A 16,525-nucleotide genomic window follows, 5' to 3' on the forward strand; every position below is an offset into this window, starting at 1 on the left:
ATTGAACAATTGTACTATTCATTATAGAGAGTTTTGTTCTCTGTAATTTTAAAGCTATCTTAAGCTGGCGGTCGCTTAATTCTGCTCGCGATCGATAAAATTTTGGACTCGCTGACGATATTGGGCAAGCTGCTCCTCAACCCAATGGCGATCGCCACTGTTGGCGTAAATATGTACCAAAGGTTCTCCTGCATCGGGCAAGATCAAAATCCAATTGTCATTTTGCGGATTAATAATTTTAACCCCGTCAATTAGCTCCAAATTCTCTGTGGGATGAGTTTCCACCAAATGACGCATCAAAGAGCCTTTTACTTTCCAGGGACAGCGTATAGAACAAAATTTATGACAGACATGAGGCAGATCGTTGCGAATATCAGCCAGAGATCGCTCTTGGATAGTTAACATTTCGATCAACTTGGCGATGCTAAACATGGCATCAAAACCAGGATGGAGATGGGGGAAGATAAATCCCATGTCGCTGTTGCCCCCCAACACTACATTAAGATTGTCTTGAGAAGTTTCCATCAATGCCGTGGGGTTTACTTTGGTACGAATCACATTGCCATCATGACGGCGAGCTATTTCTTCCACCGCACTAGAAGCATTCACTGGTACGACTACTGTACTGCGAGGATTGGCGGTAAAAATAGTATTGACCATCAAAGCAGTTAAAGCCTCTCCGCGAATCGGTAAACCAGCTTCATCGACTAAGATAAACTGCTCTCCATTGGCTGAAACCTGGACGCCAAAATTGGCTTGCAACGCTTCTACCACATGACCTAATTGATCTAGTAGCATTTCCTTTTCTGCGGCAGAAATAGCGGTTTCTCTCAGACTGGCATTTAACACCACTGCGTCACAGCCAAATTTAGCCAAAAGCTGAGGCAAAATCGCTCCCGATACTCCATATACATAATCAATAACAATTTTGGAGGAACTATTACGTACTGCTGCAATATTGAGATATTTTTCAAAAGTACGGCTATAAATTTCCATAATCCCGCTGGGATAACTAACCGTGCCAATTTCTTGAATAGCAACTCGACGCAAATCTTCTTTAAAATAAGCTCCTTCAATTTTCTTTTCTTTAGACTTGGAAATACTAATTCCTTGGCGATCAAAAAACTCAATTAATAGATAATCGGGTCGGTTGGGTTCTAAACGTATATGAATTCCCCCAGATACATCAATGGAATTATTCATCATAGTTCGAGCAATAGGAATAGCTGTAGCCTCTAAATTCTGGACATTTACTCCTGCTGACATAAGACCTGCAATCATTGCTCTGCCAATCATCCGCGAAACACTGCGCTGATCGCGAGATACTAATACAGTCGAACCAAGTTTTAAAGTCGAACCATAAGATGCACCCAACTTAACTACGAATTCAGGAGTAAGATCGATGTTGGCTAATCCCGAAACTCCCCTCTGCCCAAAAAGATTGCGTTGAGCCGTATTGCCCCAAATCAAGTTGATATTAAGAATTGCTCCAGATTCAATTCTTTTACTCGGCCATACTCTAACTCCAGGGGCAATTTGGGCTTCTTCTCCCACAATAGATAAAGCTCCTACTACCGAACCTTCTAAAGCTTGCGATCGCCGATCCATTCTCGTGCCACGAGAGATCGTACAAGCCCGTAAATGAGCCTCATCCCCCACTGTTGCACCATTCCAGATAATTGGTCGTTTCAGGTCGGCATCGGCTCCGATAGTGACGTTATCGCCAATTACAGTCCCTGCTTCGATGCGTACTCTTGCCCCAATACGACAGTTGTCGCCAATTAGAACTGGTGCTTCAATTGAAACGCTAGGGTCGATATAGGTATTGTTCCCAATCCAAATTCCTGCGGAACGTTCTTCATAAGAAAAATCTAGTTTGACTTTTTTATCTAACCCATCATATTGTGCCTCGCGATAGGCTTCTAGATGACCGACATCACACCAATAACCTTCCGCAATGTAACCATACATGGGTTCGCCCTTTTCTAAGAGAAGAGGAAATAAATCCTTAGAAAAATCTGACTCTTGATTTTCTGGTAAATATTTTAAGACTTCTGGTTCGAGAATATATGTTCCAGTGTTGACTGTGTCGGAGAATATTTCGCTGAGGGAAGGTTTTTCTAAAAAACGTTTGATTCGACCATCTTCATCGGCAATCACTACGCCAAACTCTACAGGATTAGGCACCCGAGTCAAAATAAGGGTCGCTTTTGATTTTTTGGCTCGATGAAAAGCGATCGCTGCTTGCAGATCGAAATCGGTAATTGCATCCCCGCTAATGGTGATAAAAGTTTCATCCAACCACTGTTGAATATTTTTGACACAGCCAGCAGTTCCTAAAGGTTGTTCTTCTTCAACGGCATAGGTCATTTGCACCCCAAAATCACTACCATCTTGAAAGTAATCTCGCATGACATCTGGGAGATAATAAAGAGTGGCAATAACTTCGGTAATATTATTACGCTTCAATAAATTAATTATATGTTCGGCTATGGGACGATTCAGCACTGGAACCATCGGTTTGGGAAGATCGCAGGTTAAAGGACGCAATCTTGTCCCCGAACCACCTGCCATTAGTACAGCTCGCATCATAACCTCCTTAATTATCGGTTAATATTGTTTTTTGAATGTTTTCTTGTCTTGATAACTATTTGATTAATGACACAACGTAACAAATTATTCTTTGTGCGTGGATTTATTGAGTATTGTAGAACAGTGAAGATTGTCTGGCTTGATTATTAAAATTAAAAGAAAGAAAATTTGTCAATTGTTAAAATATAATCATTGTCGATTTTTTATTGGAAACTTGTAACTTAATTCCTATGTCATACTTAATCGGTTGGATTTTGTTTGCGGTTTATGTTGGTGGAATTTGGAAATTTTTATCTGGTTATCGCCGTACTAATTTTAATTCTGGTTTGCCAGGGCGTATTACTCTAGCTTTATTGTGGCCAGTACTTTTGGTTTCTAATAAATCTTATCGTCGCAACTTCCAAAAAGCTTTGAAAGGAAGATGAATAATTGTTGAATGAGAAGTAAGGTTTGGTTGATTGGAGGAACGAGTGACAGTGTTGCGATCGCCAAGATTCTGGCTGGCAATAATATACCCCTAGTCATAAGCGTTACCACCCCCTCTGCTCGTTCTTTATACGATCGCGGTCTTCAAATAGTTACAGGCTGCATGAATTTAGCCAGGATGCAGTCATTTTGTCAGCAAGAAAAATTTACGGCGGTAATAGATGCTTCTCATCCTTATGCAGTAGAGGTTTCCCAACAAGCGATCGCTATTACAACGAAGCTAAATATTGCTTATCTACGCTACGAAAGAAGCAACTATCAAGGAAATAATTCAACTATAGCCAACTCTTTAATTACGGAACTCGATAGTTTTGAGACTCTTTTGGCGGGTAATTATCTCCAAGAAGAAACAGTATTACTCACCATCGGTTGCAAAACTTTACCGCAATTTCAATCTTGGCAAGATCGTGCTACTTTATACGCCAGAGTATTGCCCAAAATAGAATCTATCACCATAGCCCAGAGTGCAGGATTTAAAAGCGATCGCACCATCGCCATCCGTCCGCCACTTACCCCTGATTTGGAAAAGGCTTTGTGGCAACAATGGAATATATCCCTAGTAATTACCAAAGCATCGGGAAAAGCAGGAGGAGAAGATATCAAACGTCAAGTCGCCCTAGACTTAAATATTCCTTTGATTATCATCGCCCGTCCCCAAATAACCTATCCCCAAAAAACTACAAATTTGTCGGGGATACTAGACTTTGTTAAGTTTCGAGCTTTAATTTTGTGATTATTTTTTATTCAACAATGCAGAAACAGTATCAATTAACTGTTGGGGTTGAACGGGTTTGCCTAGATAGTCTGTGGCACCGAGTCGTTTGGCTTCTTCTTTATGGCGATCGCCAGTACGAGATGTTGCCATAATTATGGGAGTATTTTTGAAGGCAGGTTTTTGTCTAATCTTTGCTAAAAGTTCAAAACCATTCAACCTAGGCATTTCTATATCAGAAACAATCAAATCAATTCTGCCTTTGTGGCGATCTATTTGTTCTAAAGCTTCTTGCCCATCGCGACAAACAAGAACTTGATAGCCAACAGCCGTTAATATTTTGTCGAGCATTTTTCTAGTAGCTACAGAATCTTCTGCTATCAAAATGGTAGAAGTCACATTGGCTATAGTAGTAGTGCTATCTTTATTAGAGGCTGATAGTATACTTTTTTGTGGCAAACCTTGAGGAAAAAGTACGGGAATTACTTCTCCCGTACCCAAAACCGTACAACCTGCTAGAGAGGGGGGTACGGGAAGAGTTTCGTCAAAAGGTTTGATAATTAGTTTTTCTTCTCTGAGGATTAAATCGACTAAAATTACTAGGGGATCAAAGGCTGTTTCTAAAACGATACCAACCTTACCTTGGCTAAAATTCAAAGGTTTTCTGGGACAGGGGAATAAATTAGATGCAACAGCTAAAGCAATAGTTTTTCCTTGCCAATTGATGTACTTTTTCTGGTTGTTCGTAAAAGATAAATCTCTATAAGGTAGTATTTCTCTAATACTGGTGTGGGGGATAGCTACTAAACGATTTTGCAATTGAACTAATAATAGTAATTGCAAACTAAGATTAACAGGCAAAATAATCGTAAAAGTAGTACCAACACCAAGATCTGTTTGTACTTGGATTTGACCCTTAAGTTGGCGAATCAAATTAAGAACAATATCTAATCCCATACCCCGACCAGAAATATCGCTGACTTTAGCTGCGGTCGAAAAATCTGGCTCAAAAATCCAGTTGAGAATTTCTCCTGGTTGAAAATCTTTAATAGATTTTTGAGGAGGACAGATTCCCCTTTGTACTGCCCGCTGATAAACTTTTTCAACATTAATTCCGCCCCCATCATCTTGAATAGTTATCACGAGATTGTTTTTTTCTAATTTAGAAGTCAGACAAATGGTTGCTGTTTCTGGTTTGCCATGAGCAAAACGTTCGTATTTCGATTCGATACCGTGGTCGAAAGCATTATTAAGTAAATGAGTTAGGGGTGTTTGTAGCTGTTCTAAAAGTATTTGGTCTACCAGAGTGTTTTTACCTTCAATTTTGAGATCGACTGGCTTATCAAATCTTTGGCTTAAACCCTTTATTTGGGGAATAAATCGCTTGGCTAACAAATCAAAAGGAACGACTCTAGAATCTGTCACCTCAGAATATAATGTGTTTAAATTTTTCTGAGTTTGTTCGATGTCTTCCCCTAATTCTCGATCTACAAAATCAATATCGGTTCGAGTTTCTTGAATTTGTAACATCAATTCTTGAAACGACTGGAGACTAACATGGAGATCTGTATAGCGATCCATTTCTAGGGAATCAAAATTATTGTTATCTTCTGGATCATTTTTATCTCCTTGGTTTGCTGGTTGAGATAGATTAACCGAGCTAATTGCTAGTTGATCGTATAAATTTTGGATTTGTTCTCGAATAGGTTCAAACTGACGAGTTAGCGATCGCAAGCGACGATTTGCTTGATTGAGAAGTTCTTGTTGACGACCAAAACGAGAGTAAGTCAAAATCAATTCCTCTACATTGTTGGTCATGTCTTGCAGTCGATCTAGAGGAATTTTTACTTGGTTGACAGTAACTTTCTGAGATTCTTGAGCTATTTCAGCTACTATTTTTTCTGTAGATACCTGAGACGGGGCAAATATTACCGTACTGAGTTGGGATTCATTCTCGTCTTCGCCAAAATCAAAAAATCCACCTTCATCATTTATTTCGTCGTCTTCATCTTCGTATAAAGATGGCTCTATGGAGGAAGAAGTTGCGATCGCAACTTCTTCCTCCATACTTAAAAGATTATCTAAATAGAGATCTCGTTGTTGGCGAATTACTCCGACTAATTCTTGTACGGTTAATAAAGCCTCCAAAGGATCGGCTTCCACCATTAAAGTTTCAATTGGTTTGACTGCTTCGATTAACCAAGGTAATTCTAATGTCTCGGCGATAAAATTACATTGATCGCTAAAACCTGCCAAGGCTTGGTTAATAACTTCTTCGGGAGTATCCATCGCCAGATCGGCGATCGCCTGCAAAACTTCTTCTAGATCGTGGTTTAAACCATGAATAACTAATTCATAATTATCCCGATCTGCTGTTGATATTGTCTCTGACTTTTGATTAGCAGCAAGATTACTTAAGTAATTGGTAATTTCCGTCCGTAAATTAGCGATAACTTCTTGAGTCACTAACAAAGCTTCCACTAGATCTGACTCTGTTAAAGTTTCAGAGATCGGAATAATTGCTTCTCCCAACCAAGACAAATCTAAGGTTTCTGCCAGAAATAAACATTCTTCGACAAAACCCGTCAAGATTGGCTGGAGTATCTCCTCAGAAGTATCTAATTGCAATTCTTCAATCACAATGAAGCTATCTTCCAAATCCACTGTCAAGGTATTGTGCAGTAGAGCATTTTGGCTACTATCTCCATCGTCGCCTCTAGTAGAATTATTTTGAGGATTATTTGAATTCGATTCAACTAAAGACTCTAAGGCAACAATCAATTCGGGATTGGCGATCGCATTATCTACGCTACGGGCTTGGCTTAAAATGTAACCTACTTCATCAATGCCCTTTTCTACTAATGCCCAAGCTAATTCTAGTTCTTCAATTTGTCCCCCTTGAATTCCTAGCATGACATCTTCTAGCTTGTGTGCCAGATGTTGCAAACTAGTTAATGATGCCAAACCAGCACCACCCTTGAGAGAGTGGGCAGCACGTAATAAAGCTGTAAAATCGAGATTGGCACGATCCAATATACCTTCTTCTAACATCTGAAGATATTCTGGGGCATCTTCATCTAAGAAACACTGACGCGCTTCGGCGGTAATGGCAGCGAGAATTGCAGGATCTAACTGAGAACTCATGTTGGATAGTTAATTTACTTGTCGAGATTGACGGGGTGACAGGGTGACGGGGTGAAGATTCTCTTCTATAACTTGAATTGGGATACAGATGCTTGAAGGGTTTGGGCTTCTTGCACCAAAGTCTGCAAAGATTGCACTACGTTTTCTGCTTCGTCAGAGGTATTTTTGGCTACCAAAGCGATACTATTAATTTTTTCATTAACTTGTTTGGAATCGTCTGTTTGTTTGGCAGTGTTAGTAGAAATTGATTTGAGATAGCGATCTATTTGCTGACTAGTTTGCGCCAAGCTTTGTAGATTAAGTTTGGTCATGCGAACTAATTCGCTACCGTTGACAACTTCTGAGGTACTGCTTTCCATACCTTGTAATACTAAAGTGGTGTCCTGCTGGATTGCTGTTACCAACTGTTGAATATCTTTTGTTGCTTCGGTAATCCGATCTGCCAAACGTCGTACTTCTTCGGCTACGATTCTAAATCCTTCTCCATGTTCTCCCGCCCTTGCTGCCTCTACAGAAGCATTGAATGCAAGAAGGTTGGTTTTCTCTGAGATTCCTGAGATAATTGCGACAATTTGAGCAATTTCTTGAGACGATTCTGCTAACTGTTTTACTTTTTTGGAGGTGTTAGCCACGGTAGTGCGAATTTTCTCGATGCTGTCTACTGTGGCATCCATAGCTAAATCCCCTTCTTTGGCTTGAATCGAACCATCCCGAGCAATTTTGGCTGCTTCTTGAGCATAATCAGCAATACTTTTGACTGATTCATTAATTTCGTCAATACTAATTAACGCTTTATCTATTTCTGCTGCTTGGATTAAAGCAGATTTTGATAATTGTCTTACCGATCCTTCCCCTGCTTGAGATAGTTCCCCGACTTCGCTAGATACTTGTTGTACTTCCTGTAATAATATCTGTAATTTTTTAAGAGTCGAATTAAAAGCATCGGCAATCGACCCTACCACACCGTCAGTTATGTTTGCTCTAACGGTTAAGTCGCCTTGTTTTGCACCTTCTACGTCCAAAAGCAGACCCATTACACCGTGTTGCAGTTTTTCTTTTTCTTGACGTTGACTTTTGGCTTCTGCTTCTTGAGTATGAAGTAGATCTTGGATCTGTCCCGCCATTTTGTTGATGTTATTTCCTAAATCGGCTAACTCATCCCTTCCCGATACGGGTACTCGAACATCAAAGTTACCTTGTCCCAGTTTTTTGACGGCTTGTGCTGCTTGTAAAAGTGGCTGAGTAGCTTTTAAACCAACTATCGAAGCGATCGCCGCTACTACAGCAGTGATTAAGATTGTACCTATGGCAAAGGAGAGTAATAACTGTCTTTGGGCAGTAAAGGCAATCTCTTTATCAATAGTTGTCATCGTACTCCAACCCAAATCTGGCAATTGGGAGCGAAATTCATCTTCAAATTCGCTAAAGGGAATATAAGAAACCAATTCTCGATCGCTCACAATGGTTTGGTTGGTACTAGATTGCTGCAAGCGATCAAAGAAACTAAATAGACTGCTGGCTGGTTGGGTTTTCTCTGGCAAATTTTGAATTCTCTCAAACTCTTGTTGGTTAGACGCAGCAAAAATTTGTCCTTGGTCGTCTAAAAGATAATTATTTTCTCGATTTTCTGAGAGAATAACATCTCTGAGGTAGCTTACTGGCATCCTTGCTCTGATTACACCAATATTTTTTCCTGTAGTGCTATCTTTAACTGGTGCAGCTAAATACACTGCCATAATGCCCGAACTTTTCGATAAAATTGGCTGGCTTAATACTGGTTTATTCTCTTTGATTGCTGCTTGGAAATAACTACGACTACTATGATTTTTTAATGGTGTACCTGTAGATTGAGAGATAACATCACCATTTAGGTCGAAAAAAGCAAGACTATCATAAATTGTATAGGCTTTGATAAATGAATCTAAGGCAGCCTGCTTGTCTTTAAAATTAGTTCGAGATCTCAATTCGGGGTTGGTTAAAATGGTCAGATTGGACATAATCTGAATATCTCCAAAACGCTCCCTCATATAAAATGCAACTTTATCCGCCACTTGCACCGCAGCTTTTTGCTCGGCAAGAGTAATTTGTTCTGTCATCGAACCATTGGCAAATTTATAGGCAATAGAACTAACTGCAATGGTAGAAAAAGCACTAATGCCAATTAAAATCAGAGTAGTTCTGGATCGAAGATTAAATCTATCCCAAAGACCATAAGATACTTTTGCTTCTACTGGTGAAATAATATCCCGATTTTCGCTGGTACTACCATCCTGTAAATTATTTAAAGCTTCTCTGGCTACATCGCCATAATTACCACTAGGATCTTGTTGGGCAATTTCTTGATAAAGAGCGATCGCCTGAGCTATTTCTCCTTTACTTTCTAAAGAGCTGGCTTGAACAATTTTACCTACAAGTTCGTCGGTATTGTTGTTTTCTAATTCAAACAGATCGGACATAAGATTTTTCCTAACAATTAAAATAAGTAGAATTAAAGTCTAAGCAGATGCCAAACTCGATTGCTGGTGTAATTTCTGCAATAAATTGATCGGGTTTAAAATAAAAGTACGTTTAGTTTCGAGATTAATATAAGCCGAACAACAGTCTTTTAAAGCAAGTTCAAAGTTATCAGGTAATGGTTTTAACTGCTCTGATTTCAAGGATATAATTCCTGACAATTGTGGCGTTACCAAAGCTATTTTTCGGGAATTTTCAGAGTAACTTTGTTTGATAATTACTGCCGTCAGCTTTTTTAAAAGAGGCTCTTTTTTATTGTTCAAATTGAAATAGCGATCGCTATCTAGAACCCATAATAGAGAACCTTTAAAATTGACTACCCCGTACCAAAAATCAGCTATTCCTGGAACTGCACAAATATCTATCGTTTCTATTTGCACCACTTTTCCCATATTTGGCAATGGTATTGCCAAGCTTTCTTCTGGAGATAATGCAACACTAAAATATTCTTGATTCATTACTAATTAATTTAATAACTTCAGTTCAATTAGCAAATTGAATTACTTTATCAACTAAGTTTTGAGGTACATAAGGCTTGGTAATATATTCATTACCTCCTTGACGCATCGCCCAAAAGCGATCGAATTCTTCTGCTTTGGAACTACAAAATAAAATTGGTAAATTTTTCCATTGAGAGTTTTCTCGAATTTTGCGACAGAGATCTAAACCACTTTCTCCTGGCATCACAATATCTAGCAAAATTAAATTGGGACTGGGGTTACTATTAAGCCACTCCCAGGCAGATTCTGCGCTTTCTGCTACAGCTACTTTAAAACCTGCATGAGACAACAGGGCAGAACTCATTTGTCTTTCTGCGTGAGTATCTTCAACAATCAAGATGGTTTTCATAATAATTAGTTACTGTCAATTACTCTTTAATTAATTACTGTTTGATTATTGATATAATTCCCAAACAATAGGTTAAACTATCATCAATCAATTTATGGAGCAGTTACCATGGAATGTTCTAAAATTTTTGCCATGGCAATTAATTTGTTAGGATCGCAAGGCTTGGTTAAATAATCATTTGCCCCTGCTATTTTAGCCCTGACTCGATCTATCATTCCATCTCTACCAGTTAGCATGACAATCGGTATTTCTTTGAATTTTTGGGATTTTCTTAAAAGAGCGCACAAGTCATAACCATTGATATCTGGCATATTGATATCCATAAAAATCATTAATGGTTGATGTTCAGATAAATCTTTGAGAGCCATAGTTGGATCGAGTATGCCAAACACTTGGTAGCCAGCAGCTTCTAAGGTCATTTTTACTTGTTTTTGTACTGTTTTACTGTCATCAATACAGACAATTACATTCGATGATTGGCGATCTCTATTGTCACCAGTATTAACGTGAGAATTATCATTATTTTCTCTTGGTTCATCTGCAACAATTACTTCTCCAAATGGTAATTGTTCGAGAATATTTTCTTCTATGGGTTTTTGAAGATAATTTACTAAAAAATAAGTATCAACTTTAGCTTTAGTTGCTATTTCATATAGATTACTTTTGGCGACAAATAAACTAACGAAGCTAGAAAGTTTTTGAGAGCTTGCTAATTTCTTTAATTCTGGCTTAGTGTATAAATCTTTCCAGATTTTGTAGAATTTTAGAGCATTTTTTTGTTCGATATATAAACGACTGGCAGTAGAAAAATAGTATTTTCTTACTTCCTGCCAAGCCTTTACTTGTGCTTTTATTGGCTCATTAGCAATTAGCTTGGTCAACTCAAAGCTAATAAGTGCTTTTGTAATTCTTTTACCTGGCTTCAATTCAATTGAAGTTTCCTTGATACTTAAAACGTTAATTAATCCTTCCCGAACAAACATAAACAATAACTTTTTAATTTGGTCATTCTCTAGTTTTTTATCAAATAACCATTTACATAATTGTGTGTATTCAGAAGTTTTTTGGTGGAAATCTTCGAGATCGGGACACTTTGAACCTAATCTGAACTGCTGCCAGAGATAATTTAATCGAGTTTGTTGACCTGCTGTAATACTGATATACTGTATTTTGCCTTGAAATAAATATACTTGCCAACTAACAGAAGGATCTTTGGGTTCTAATATTTCCAAACAACCAGACCAACACTCTTTAGATTTTGTATGAAGGACTTTTAAAGGATTCTGTAAACTGTTGTTCATGATATTGCTAGAAAAATATTAGCGATCGTAATTAAAAAATAGAAAAATAATTAATAGAGGTGCAATAGTTCTTTTGTTATAGTTCCCAGAAATTAGCTTAGAATTCATATTCTAATAAGAAAGATTTATAACCACAGACAGATGATATGGCTTTAATCATTGCTGGCGATCGCTCTGGAGTAGGCAAAACAACTATTACCTTAGCTATTTTGACTTTTCTGGCGAATCGGGGAAAAAGAGTGCAATCATTTAAAGTTGGACCAGACTATATCGATCCCATGTTTCACTCATTGGTGACGAGAGTCCCCTGTAGGAATCTAGATCCCGTACTTACTTCCCCCCAATATATTCAAAATTGTTTTCAACGTCACGCATATAATGCTGAATGGGTAGTAATTGAAGGAGTGATGGGCTTATTCGATGGCATTAGCAATCTAGAACCCACGAAAACTTTAAATGACTATGGCAGTACAGCACATATTGCGAGAATACTCAACTTACCTGTGGTGTTGGTTTTGGACTGTTCTCGTATGTCTACTTCTATTGCTGCCATCGCCTATGGTTACGCCAGTCTCGATCCTAAGGTGAAAATTGCAGGGGTAATTCTGAACAAAGTTGCCAGTGATCGCCACTTGGAATTGTTATCTACGGCATTAGATACAATTGAGATGCCTATTTTGGGAGTGTTGCGACGCAATGCCCAAGTTACTATACCAGATCGCCATCTAGGTCTAATTCCTTCTGGGGAACTTCCTAATATCAAACATATTTTCTCTCAGTTGGCAGACTTGGCGCAGACATCATTTAATTGGGATAAAATCTTTCCCTTAATTAGCACGCCTTCTATCTCAAATTCCCTACTCCCCACTCCCCGTACTCTATTCCCTAAAGTCAAAATTGCCGTAGCAAAAGATGCAGCTTTCAACTTCTACTATCAAGATAATTTGGATATTCTGACTCAGTTAGGGGCAGAATTAATCAATTGGAGTCCGATGAACGATGAAAATATTCCCGATGGTATTCAAGGACTATACTTTGGCGGTGGTTTTCCTGAAGTCTTTGCCTCACAGTTAGCTGAAAATAAAAACGTCTTACAACAACTCAGAACAATCATTCTTGGTGGTATTCCTACCTACGCAGAATGCGGTGGCTTGATGTATCTCTGCCAACAGCTAATCGATTTAGCAAGACGAAGGCGATCGATGGTGGGAATAATACCAACTACGGTGGTGATGGAAGCCAAATTAACTTTGGGTTATCGCAAGGCGATCGCTCTGCAAGATAGTCCTTTAATCAGTCCAGGTCAAACAATCACAGGACATGAATTTCATCGCTCTCAACTTAAAACTTTACCCGTCAAACCACAGTGGCAATTACAGAGCTTTCATAAATCAAGCCCTCAACTGACAGAAGGCTGGCAAATCAATCGAGTCCACGCTTCTTATCTCCATCTCCATTGGGGAGAAGCGCAACATCTAGCCCAACGATTTTTGAATAATTGCCAGAATTATCAAACTTAGTTATATTGATCTCAGATACATAGTTATCAATTAATCATTATTAGGAATGCAGGAGGTGATGCCCATGACAGAACATATTAGTAACATGGGTCTTCTAGTTGATGATAGCCAGCTGCGCGCTGGGGCTGTTCTCTAAACAGTCACATCTAACACTTCTTAGGAAGCAACTAGGTAGACATTGTTGGAGATCCTTCCAGCAGTTAGGTTTCGACTAAGAGACCCTCTAGACCGCCCTCGCGAGTATATAGCCAGAGCAATTTGTTGTTCGCCGTTATAAGCTTGTGGGGGCGGATAGTTTTTGGCTATTTTGCTGAAATTTAAGATTTTCAGATAAACAAAATAACCCTGAGAAATATTAAATATTTAGTTACCAAGGGATCTTATTAGTTATTAAACAAGCAAAATATAAAGATATAGATTTATATTAGATCTCGTTTCATGAAAATTGCAAAAAACGTCACAGAATTAGTTGGTAAAACACCTTTAGTTCAACTTAATCGTATCCCCCAAGCAGAAGGCTGCGTAGCCAAGATAATCGTCAAGCTCGAAGGAATGAACCCCGCAGCATCGGTAAAAGATCGTATTGGGGTCAATATGATCGAGGCTGCTGAAGCAGAGGGAATTATTACTCCTGGTAAGACTATTTTAGTCGAACCAACATCGGGTAATACGGGTATTGCTTTGGCAATGGCAGCAGCAGCCAAGGGTTATAAGCTGATTTTAACTATGCCTGAAAGTATGAGTAAGGAAAGACGGGCAATGTTGAAAGCCTATGGGGCGCAGCTAGAATTAACTCCTGGTAGCGAAGGCATGGGAGGCTGTATTAGAAAGGCACAAGAAATTAGCGAAAGTACCCCCGACGCTTATATGTTGCAGCAGTTTAACAACCCCGCCAACCCTGAAATTCATAAAAGCACCACCGCAGAAGAAATCTGGGCAGATACAGAAGGAAAAATTGACATTATCGTCGCAGGAGTCGGTACGGGAGGGACAATTACAGGAACGGCAGAAGTTTTAAAGCGGTATAATCCTAAGATAAAAGCGATCGCAGTCGAACCTACAGGAAGCCCAGTTTTATCGGGGGGAAATCCAGGCTCTCACAAAATTCAAGGCATCGGCGCGGGGTTTGTACCCCAAGTATTGAAAGTTGATTTGATTGATGAGATTGTCACTGTTACTGATGAGGAAGCGATTCATTTTGGTCGTCGTTTAGCTCGGGAAGAAGGACTTTTATCGGGGATTTCTACAGGTGCAGCCCTCGCAGCAGCCATCAAGATCGCTAAAAAACCCGAAAACGAAGACAAGCTGATTGTGATGATTCAGCCTAGCTTTGGCGAACGATATCTCAGCACGCCGTTGTTTGCAGATATGGAACAGCCCGTATTTAATTAGGCAAATAGCTAATAGCCCGTGGCTGTTAGCTATATTTTTCTCACTCTACTTAATTCTAGGGTTATATTATTTAGCAAAACTCATTCAAGACTGATAAAGAGCAGTGAATCACTATCAAACTCTCCAGGTAAATTCCCAAGCCACTCAACAGGAAATAAAACAGGCTTATCGACGTTTGGCAAAGCAATTTCATCCTGACAGCCAAAGAGAAACTAAAAATTGCGATCGCATTATTGCTCTTAATGCTGCTTATGAAATCATCGGCAATAGTAAAAGTCGGCGGTTGTATGATCGACAACAACAACTCGGTCAAACTAATGATTTTTTTGTCAGCCGACAAACCAGAAATGCAGCAGCCCAGAAGCAATATCAACAAAGAAAAGCTAATGCTAATCCTGAAATTACTTATCAGCAATGGCTGAGAGAGATTTATCATCCCATTTGTTTTTTGGTAGAAAAAATTCTTCAGCCTCTAGAAATGGAAATAGAGGAACTGTCTGCCGATCCTTTTGATGATGACTTGATGGAAAGTTTTGCTACTTATCTCGATACTTGCAATGACTATTGGCAACAGGCGCAGCAAAAACTAGCATCTAAACCCAATCCTCCCCAACTAGCGGGGGTTGCAGCCAATCTTTACTACTGTTTGAACCACATAGGAGATGGTATCAAGGAATTACAGTGGTTTACGATGAACTACAACGACCAATATTTACATACAGGACAAGAAATATTTAGAATCGCGGGTAAACTACACCTTCAAGCTCAAGAAAGAGTGCATTCTGTTCTTTAAAGCTGGATCGAACTTGTTATTCTTGAGGCAAGATTAACATCGCATCGCCAAAAGAATAAAAACGGTAGTTGAGGGCGATCGCTTCTTGATATAAACTTAATAAACGTTTCCTGCCAATTAAAGCACTAACTAACATTAATAAACTAGAGGCTGGTAGATGAAAATTGGTAATCAAACCATCAACTATTTGCCATTGATAGCCAGGATAAATGAAGAGATTTGTTTTACCCCTAAATGGTTGTATTAGATCGCTTCCTGCTTGTTGGGCTGCACCTTCTAAAGCTCTTACAGCAGTTGTCCCCACTGCAAAAACTCGACCTCCTCTAGCCTTAGTTTGATTAATTTTAGCGACAGTTTCTGGGCTGACTTCAATCCATTCTTGGTGCATCTGATGGCTAAGAATTTTTTCTGTTTCTACAGGACGAAAAGTACCCACTCCCACATGAAGAGTAATATAGGTTCGATCTATTCCTTGCTGCTCTAGTTTTGCCAATAATTCAGGGGTAAAATGCAATCCTGCGGTGGGTGCTGCGATCGCTCCAGGTTTTTCAGCGTATACTGTTTGATAGCGTTCTCCTGGGGAATCATTTTCTGTAATATAAGGTGGTAGGGGTAATTGCCCGTAATTTGCTAAAAAGTGCCACAGAGTTGTGCCTTCGGGTAGCTCGAATTGTAACAATCGCCCTCCTGTTGCTGCATCGCGATCAATTACTACCCCTTGAAGCTGAAAATCTCCCAGATCTTTTTGATCGTCTAGGGCATCGAAGATAATCTTAGACCCAGGGGTAAATCGTTTTCCTGGTTTGACCAAAGCCAACCAGCAGTTATTTGGTTTTTCTTCTAATAATAAAATTTCTACTTGAGAGCCAGTAGTTTTGCGACCATATAGACGAGCAGGAATTACGCGGGTATCATTAAGCACCAACAAGTCTCCCGACCGCAGCCAATGGGGTAAAGCTTGAAAAACTTCATGTCTGCAAGAAATCGGTGAATCTACGATCAGTAGACGGGAGCTATCTCTTGGGGTGACAGGAGCTTGAGCAATCAGCTTTTGAGGTAATTGGTAAGTGTAGCTAGAAAGTAAAAAATCCTCGTTCATTATTGGTGATAAGTTTATATTGGACGATCTTATTTGGGTAATATCCCCTATAGCAAATTTAAAAGATCGGGTGCTTTTCCCCAAGCGCAATTGACACATTTATTGTCAAACTATAAATAAGAT

Annotated in this window: 12 protein-coding genes; 5 read left to right on the forward strand and 7 right to left on the reverse strand. The window is 39.2% G+C overall.

Annotated features, from left to right (window positions below; translation table 11 throughout):
* Nucleotides 1-75 precede the first annotated feature (75 nt).
* The gene (locus tag I4641_RS05135) at nt 76-2,589 is read right to left on the reverse strand and encodes a sugar phosphate nucleotidyltransferase (protein ID WP_369426726.1); all 2,514 of its coding nucleotides are present in this window, start codon (nt 2,587-2,589) and stop codon (nt 76-78) included.
* Between the two features lie 233 nt (nt 2,590-2,822).
* On the opposite strand from I4641_RS05135, the gene I4641_RS05140 reads away from it, so the two are divergent.
* Together I4641_RS05140 and I4641_RS05145 are read left to right on the forward strand one after the other, a co-directional pair.
* A complete protein-coding gene (locus I4641_RS05140) occupies nt 2,823-3,017 on the forward strand; it encodes a hypothetical protein (RefSeq protein ID WP_229639399.1) in 195 nt (64 codons plus the stop codon).
* Nucleotides 3,018-3,028: 11 nt separating this feature from the next.
* On the forward strand, nt 3,029-3,811 hold the full coding sequence (locus I4641_RS05145) for a cobalt-precorrin-6A reductase (protein WP_229639400.1): 783 nt from the start codon (nt 3,029-3,031) through the stop codon (nt 3,809-3,811).
* On the opposite strand, the gene I4641_RS05150 is transcribed toward I4641_RS05145, so the two are convergent.
* The 5 genes from I4641_RS05150 to I4641_RS05170 all read right to left on the reverse strand — a co-directional run bounded on the left by I4641_RS05150 (nt 3,812) and on the right by I4641_RS05170 (nt 11,598).
* Nucleotides 3,812-6,934, reverse strand: a complete 3,123-nt coding sequence (locus tag I4641_RS05150; RefSeq protein WP_229639401.1) for a response regulator — start codon at nt 6,932-6,934, stop codon at nt 3,812-3,814. It abuts the gene before it with no gap.
* A 65-nt stretch (nt 6,935-6,999) separates the two neighbouring features.
* On the reverse strand, nt 7,000-9,390 hold the full coding sequence (locus I4641_RS05155) for a methyl-accepting chemotaxis protein (RefSeq protein ID WP_229639402.1): 2,391 nt from the start codon (nt 9,388-9,390) through the stop codon (nt 7,000-7,002).
* A gap of 39 nt (nt 9,391-9,429) precedes the next feature.
* Entirely contained in the window at nt 9,430-9,906 is a 477-nt protein-coding gene (locus I4641_RS05160) for a chemotaxis protein CheW (protein WP_229639403.1), read from the reverse strand.
* A 25-nt stretch (nt 9,907-9,931) separates the two neighbouring features.
* The gene (locus I4641_RS05165) at nt 9,932-10,297 is read right to left on the reverse strand and encodes a response regulator (protein WP_229639404.1); all 366 of its coding nucleotides are present in this window, start codon (nt 10,295-10,297) and stop codon (nt 9,932-9,934) included.
* Nucleotides 10,298-10,389: 92 nt separating this feature from the next.
* Entirely contained in the window at nt 10,390-11,598 is a 1,209-nt protein-coding gene (locus tag I4641_RS05170; RefSeq protein ID WP_229639405.1) for a response regulator, read from the reverse strand.
* A 146-nt stretch (nt 11,599-11,744) separates the two neighbouring features.
* Between I4641_RS05170 and I4641_RS05175 the strand changes: the two genes are divergently transcribed.
* The 3 genes from I4641_RS05175 (at nt 11,745) to I4641_RS05185 (ending at nt 15,303) form a co-directional block, all read left to right on the forward strand.
* Entirely contained in the window at nt 11,745-13,118 is a 1,374-nt protein-coding gene (locus I4641_RS05175; RefSeq protein ID WP_229639406.1) for a cobyrinic acid a,c-diamide synthase CobB, read from the forward strand.
* A 438-nt stretch (nt 13,119-13,556) separates the two neighbouring features.
* Nucleotides 13,557-14,510, forward strand: coding sequence for a cysteine synthase A (gene cysK, locus I4641_RS05180; RefSeq protein WP_229639407.1), 954 nt, complete (start codon nt 13,557-13,559; stop codon nt 14,508-14,510).
* A gap of 103 nt (nt 14,511-14,613) precedes the next feature.
* Entirely contained in the window at nt 14,614-15,303 is a 690-nt protein-coding gene (locus I4641_RS05185; protein ID WP_229639408.1) for a J domain-containing protein, read from the forward strand.
* Nucleotides 15,304-15,319: 16 nt separating this feature from the next.
* On the opposite strand, the gene queA is transcribed toward I4641_RS05185, so the two are convergent.
* Entirely contained in the window at nt 15,320-16,402 is a 1,083-nt protein-coding gene (queA, locus tag I4641_RS05190) for a tRNA preQ1(34) S-adenosylmethionine ribosyltransferase-isomerase QueA (protein WP_229639409.1), read from the reverse strand.
* Between the last annotated feature and the right edge of the window lie 123 nt (nt 16,403-16,525).

The organism is Waterburya agarophytonicola KI4, assembly GCF_020640915.1.
Lineage (GTDB): Bacteria > Cyanobacteriota > Cyanobacteriia > Cyanobacteriales > Xenococcaceae > Waterburya > Waterburya agarophytonicola.

Excerpts from the sequence above, each read along its gene's own strand:
- I4641_RS05135 (WP_369426726.1), bottom strand. The coding sequence starts at position 2,589 with ATGCGAGCTGTACTAATGGCAGGTGGTTCGGGGACAAGATTGCGTCCT.
- I4641_RS05140 (WP_229639399.1), top strand. The coding sequence starts at position 2,823 with ATGTCATACTTAATCGGTTGGATTTTGTTTGCGGTTTATGTTGGTGGA.
- I4641_RS05145 (WP_229639400.1), top strand. The coding sequence starts at position 3,029 with ATGAGAAGTAAGGTTTGGTTGATTGGAGGAACGAGTGACAGTGTTGCG.
- I4641_RS05150 (WP_229639401.1), bottom strand. The coding sequence starts at position 6,934 with ATGAGTTCTCAGTTAGATCCTGCAATTCTCGCTGCCATTACCGCCGAA.
- I4641_RS05155 (WP_229639402.1), bottom strand. The coding sequence starts at position 9,390 with ATGTCCGATCTGTTTGAATTAGAAAACAACAATACCGACGAACTTGTA.
- I4641_RS05160 (WP_229639403.1), bottom strand. The coding sequence starts at position 9,906 with ATGAATCAAGAATATTTTAGTGTTGCATTATCTCCAGAAGAAAGCTTG.
- I4641_RS05165 (WP_229639404.1), bottom strand. The coding sequence starts at position 10,297 with ATGAAAACCATCTTGATTGTTGAAGATACTCACGCAGAAAGACAAATG.
- I4641_RS05170 (WP_229639405.1), bottom strand. The coding sequence starts at position 11,598 with ATGAACAACAGTTTACAGAATCCTTTAAAAGTCCTTCATACAAAATCT.
- I4641_RS05175 (WP_229639406.1), top strand. The coding sequence starts at position 11,745 with ATGGCTTTAATCATTGCTGGCGATCGCTCTGGAGTAGGCAAAACAACT.
- cysK (WP_229639407.1), top strand. The coding sequence starts at position 13,557 with ATGAAAATTGCAAAAAACGTCACAGAATTAGTTGGTAAAACACCTTTA.
- queA (WP_229639409.1), bottom strand. The coding sequence starts at position 16,402 with ATGAACGAGGATTTTTTACTTTCTAGCTACACTTACCAATTACCTCAA.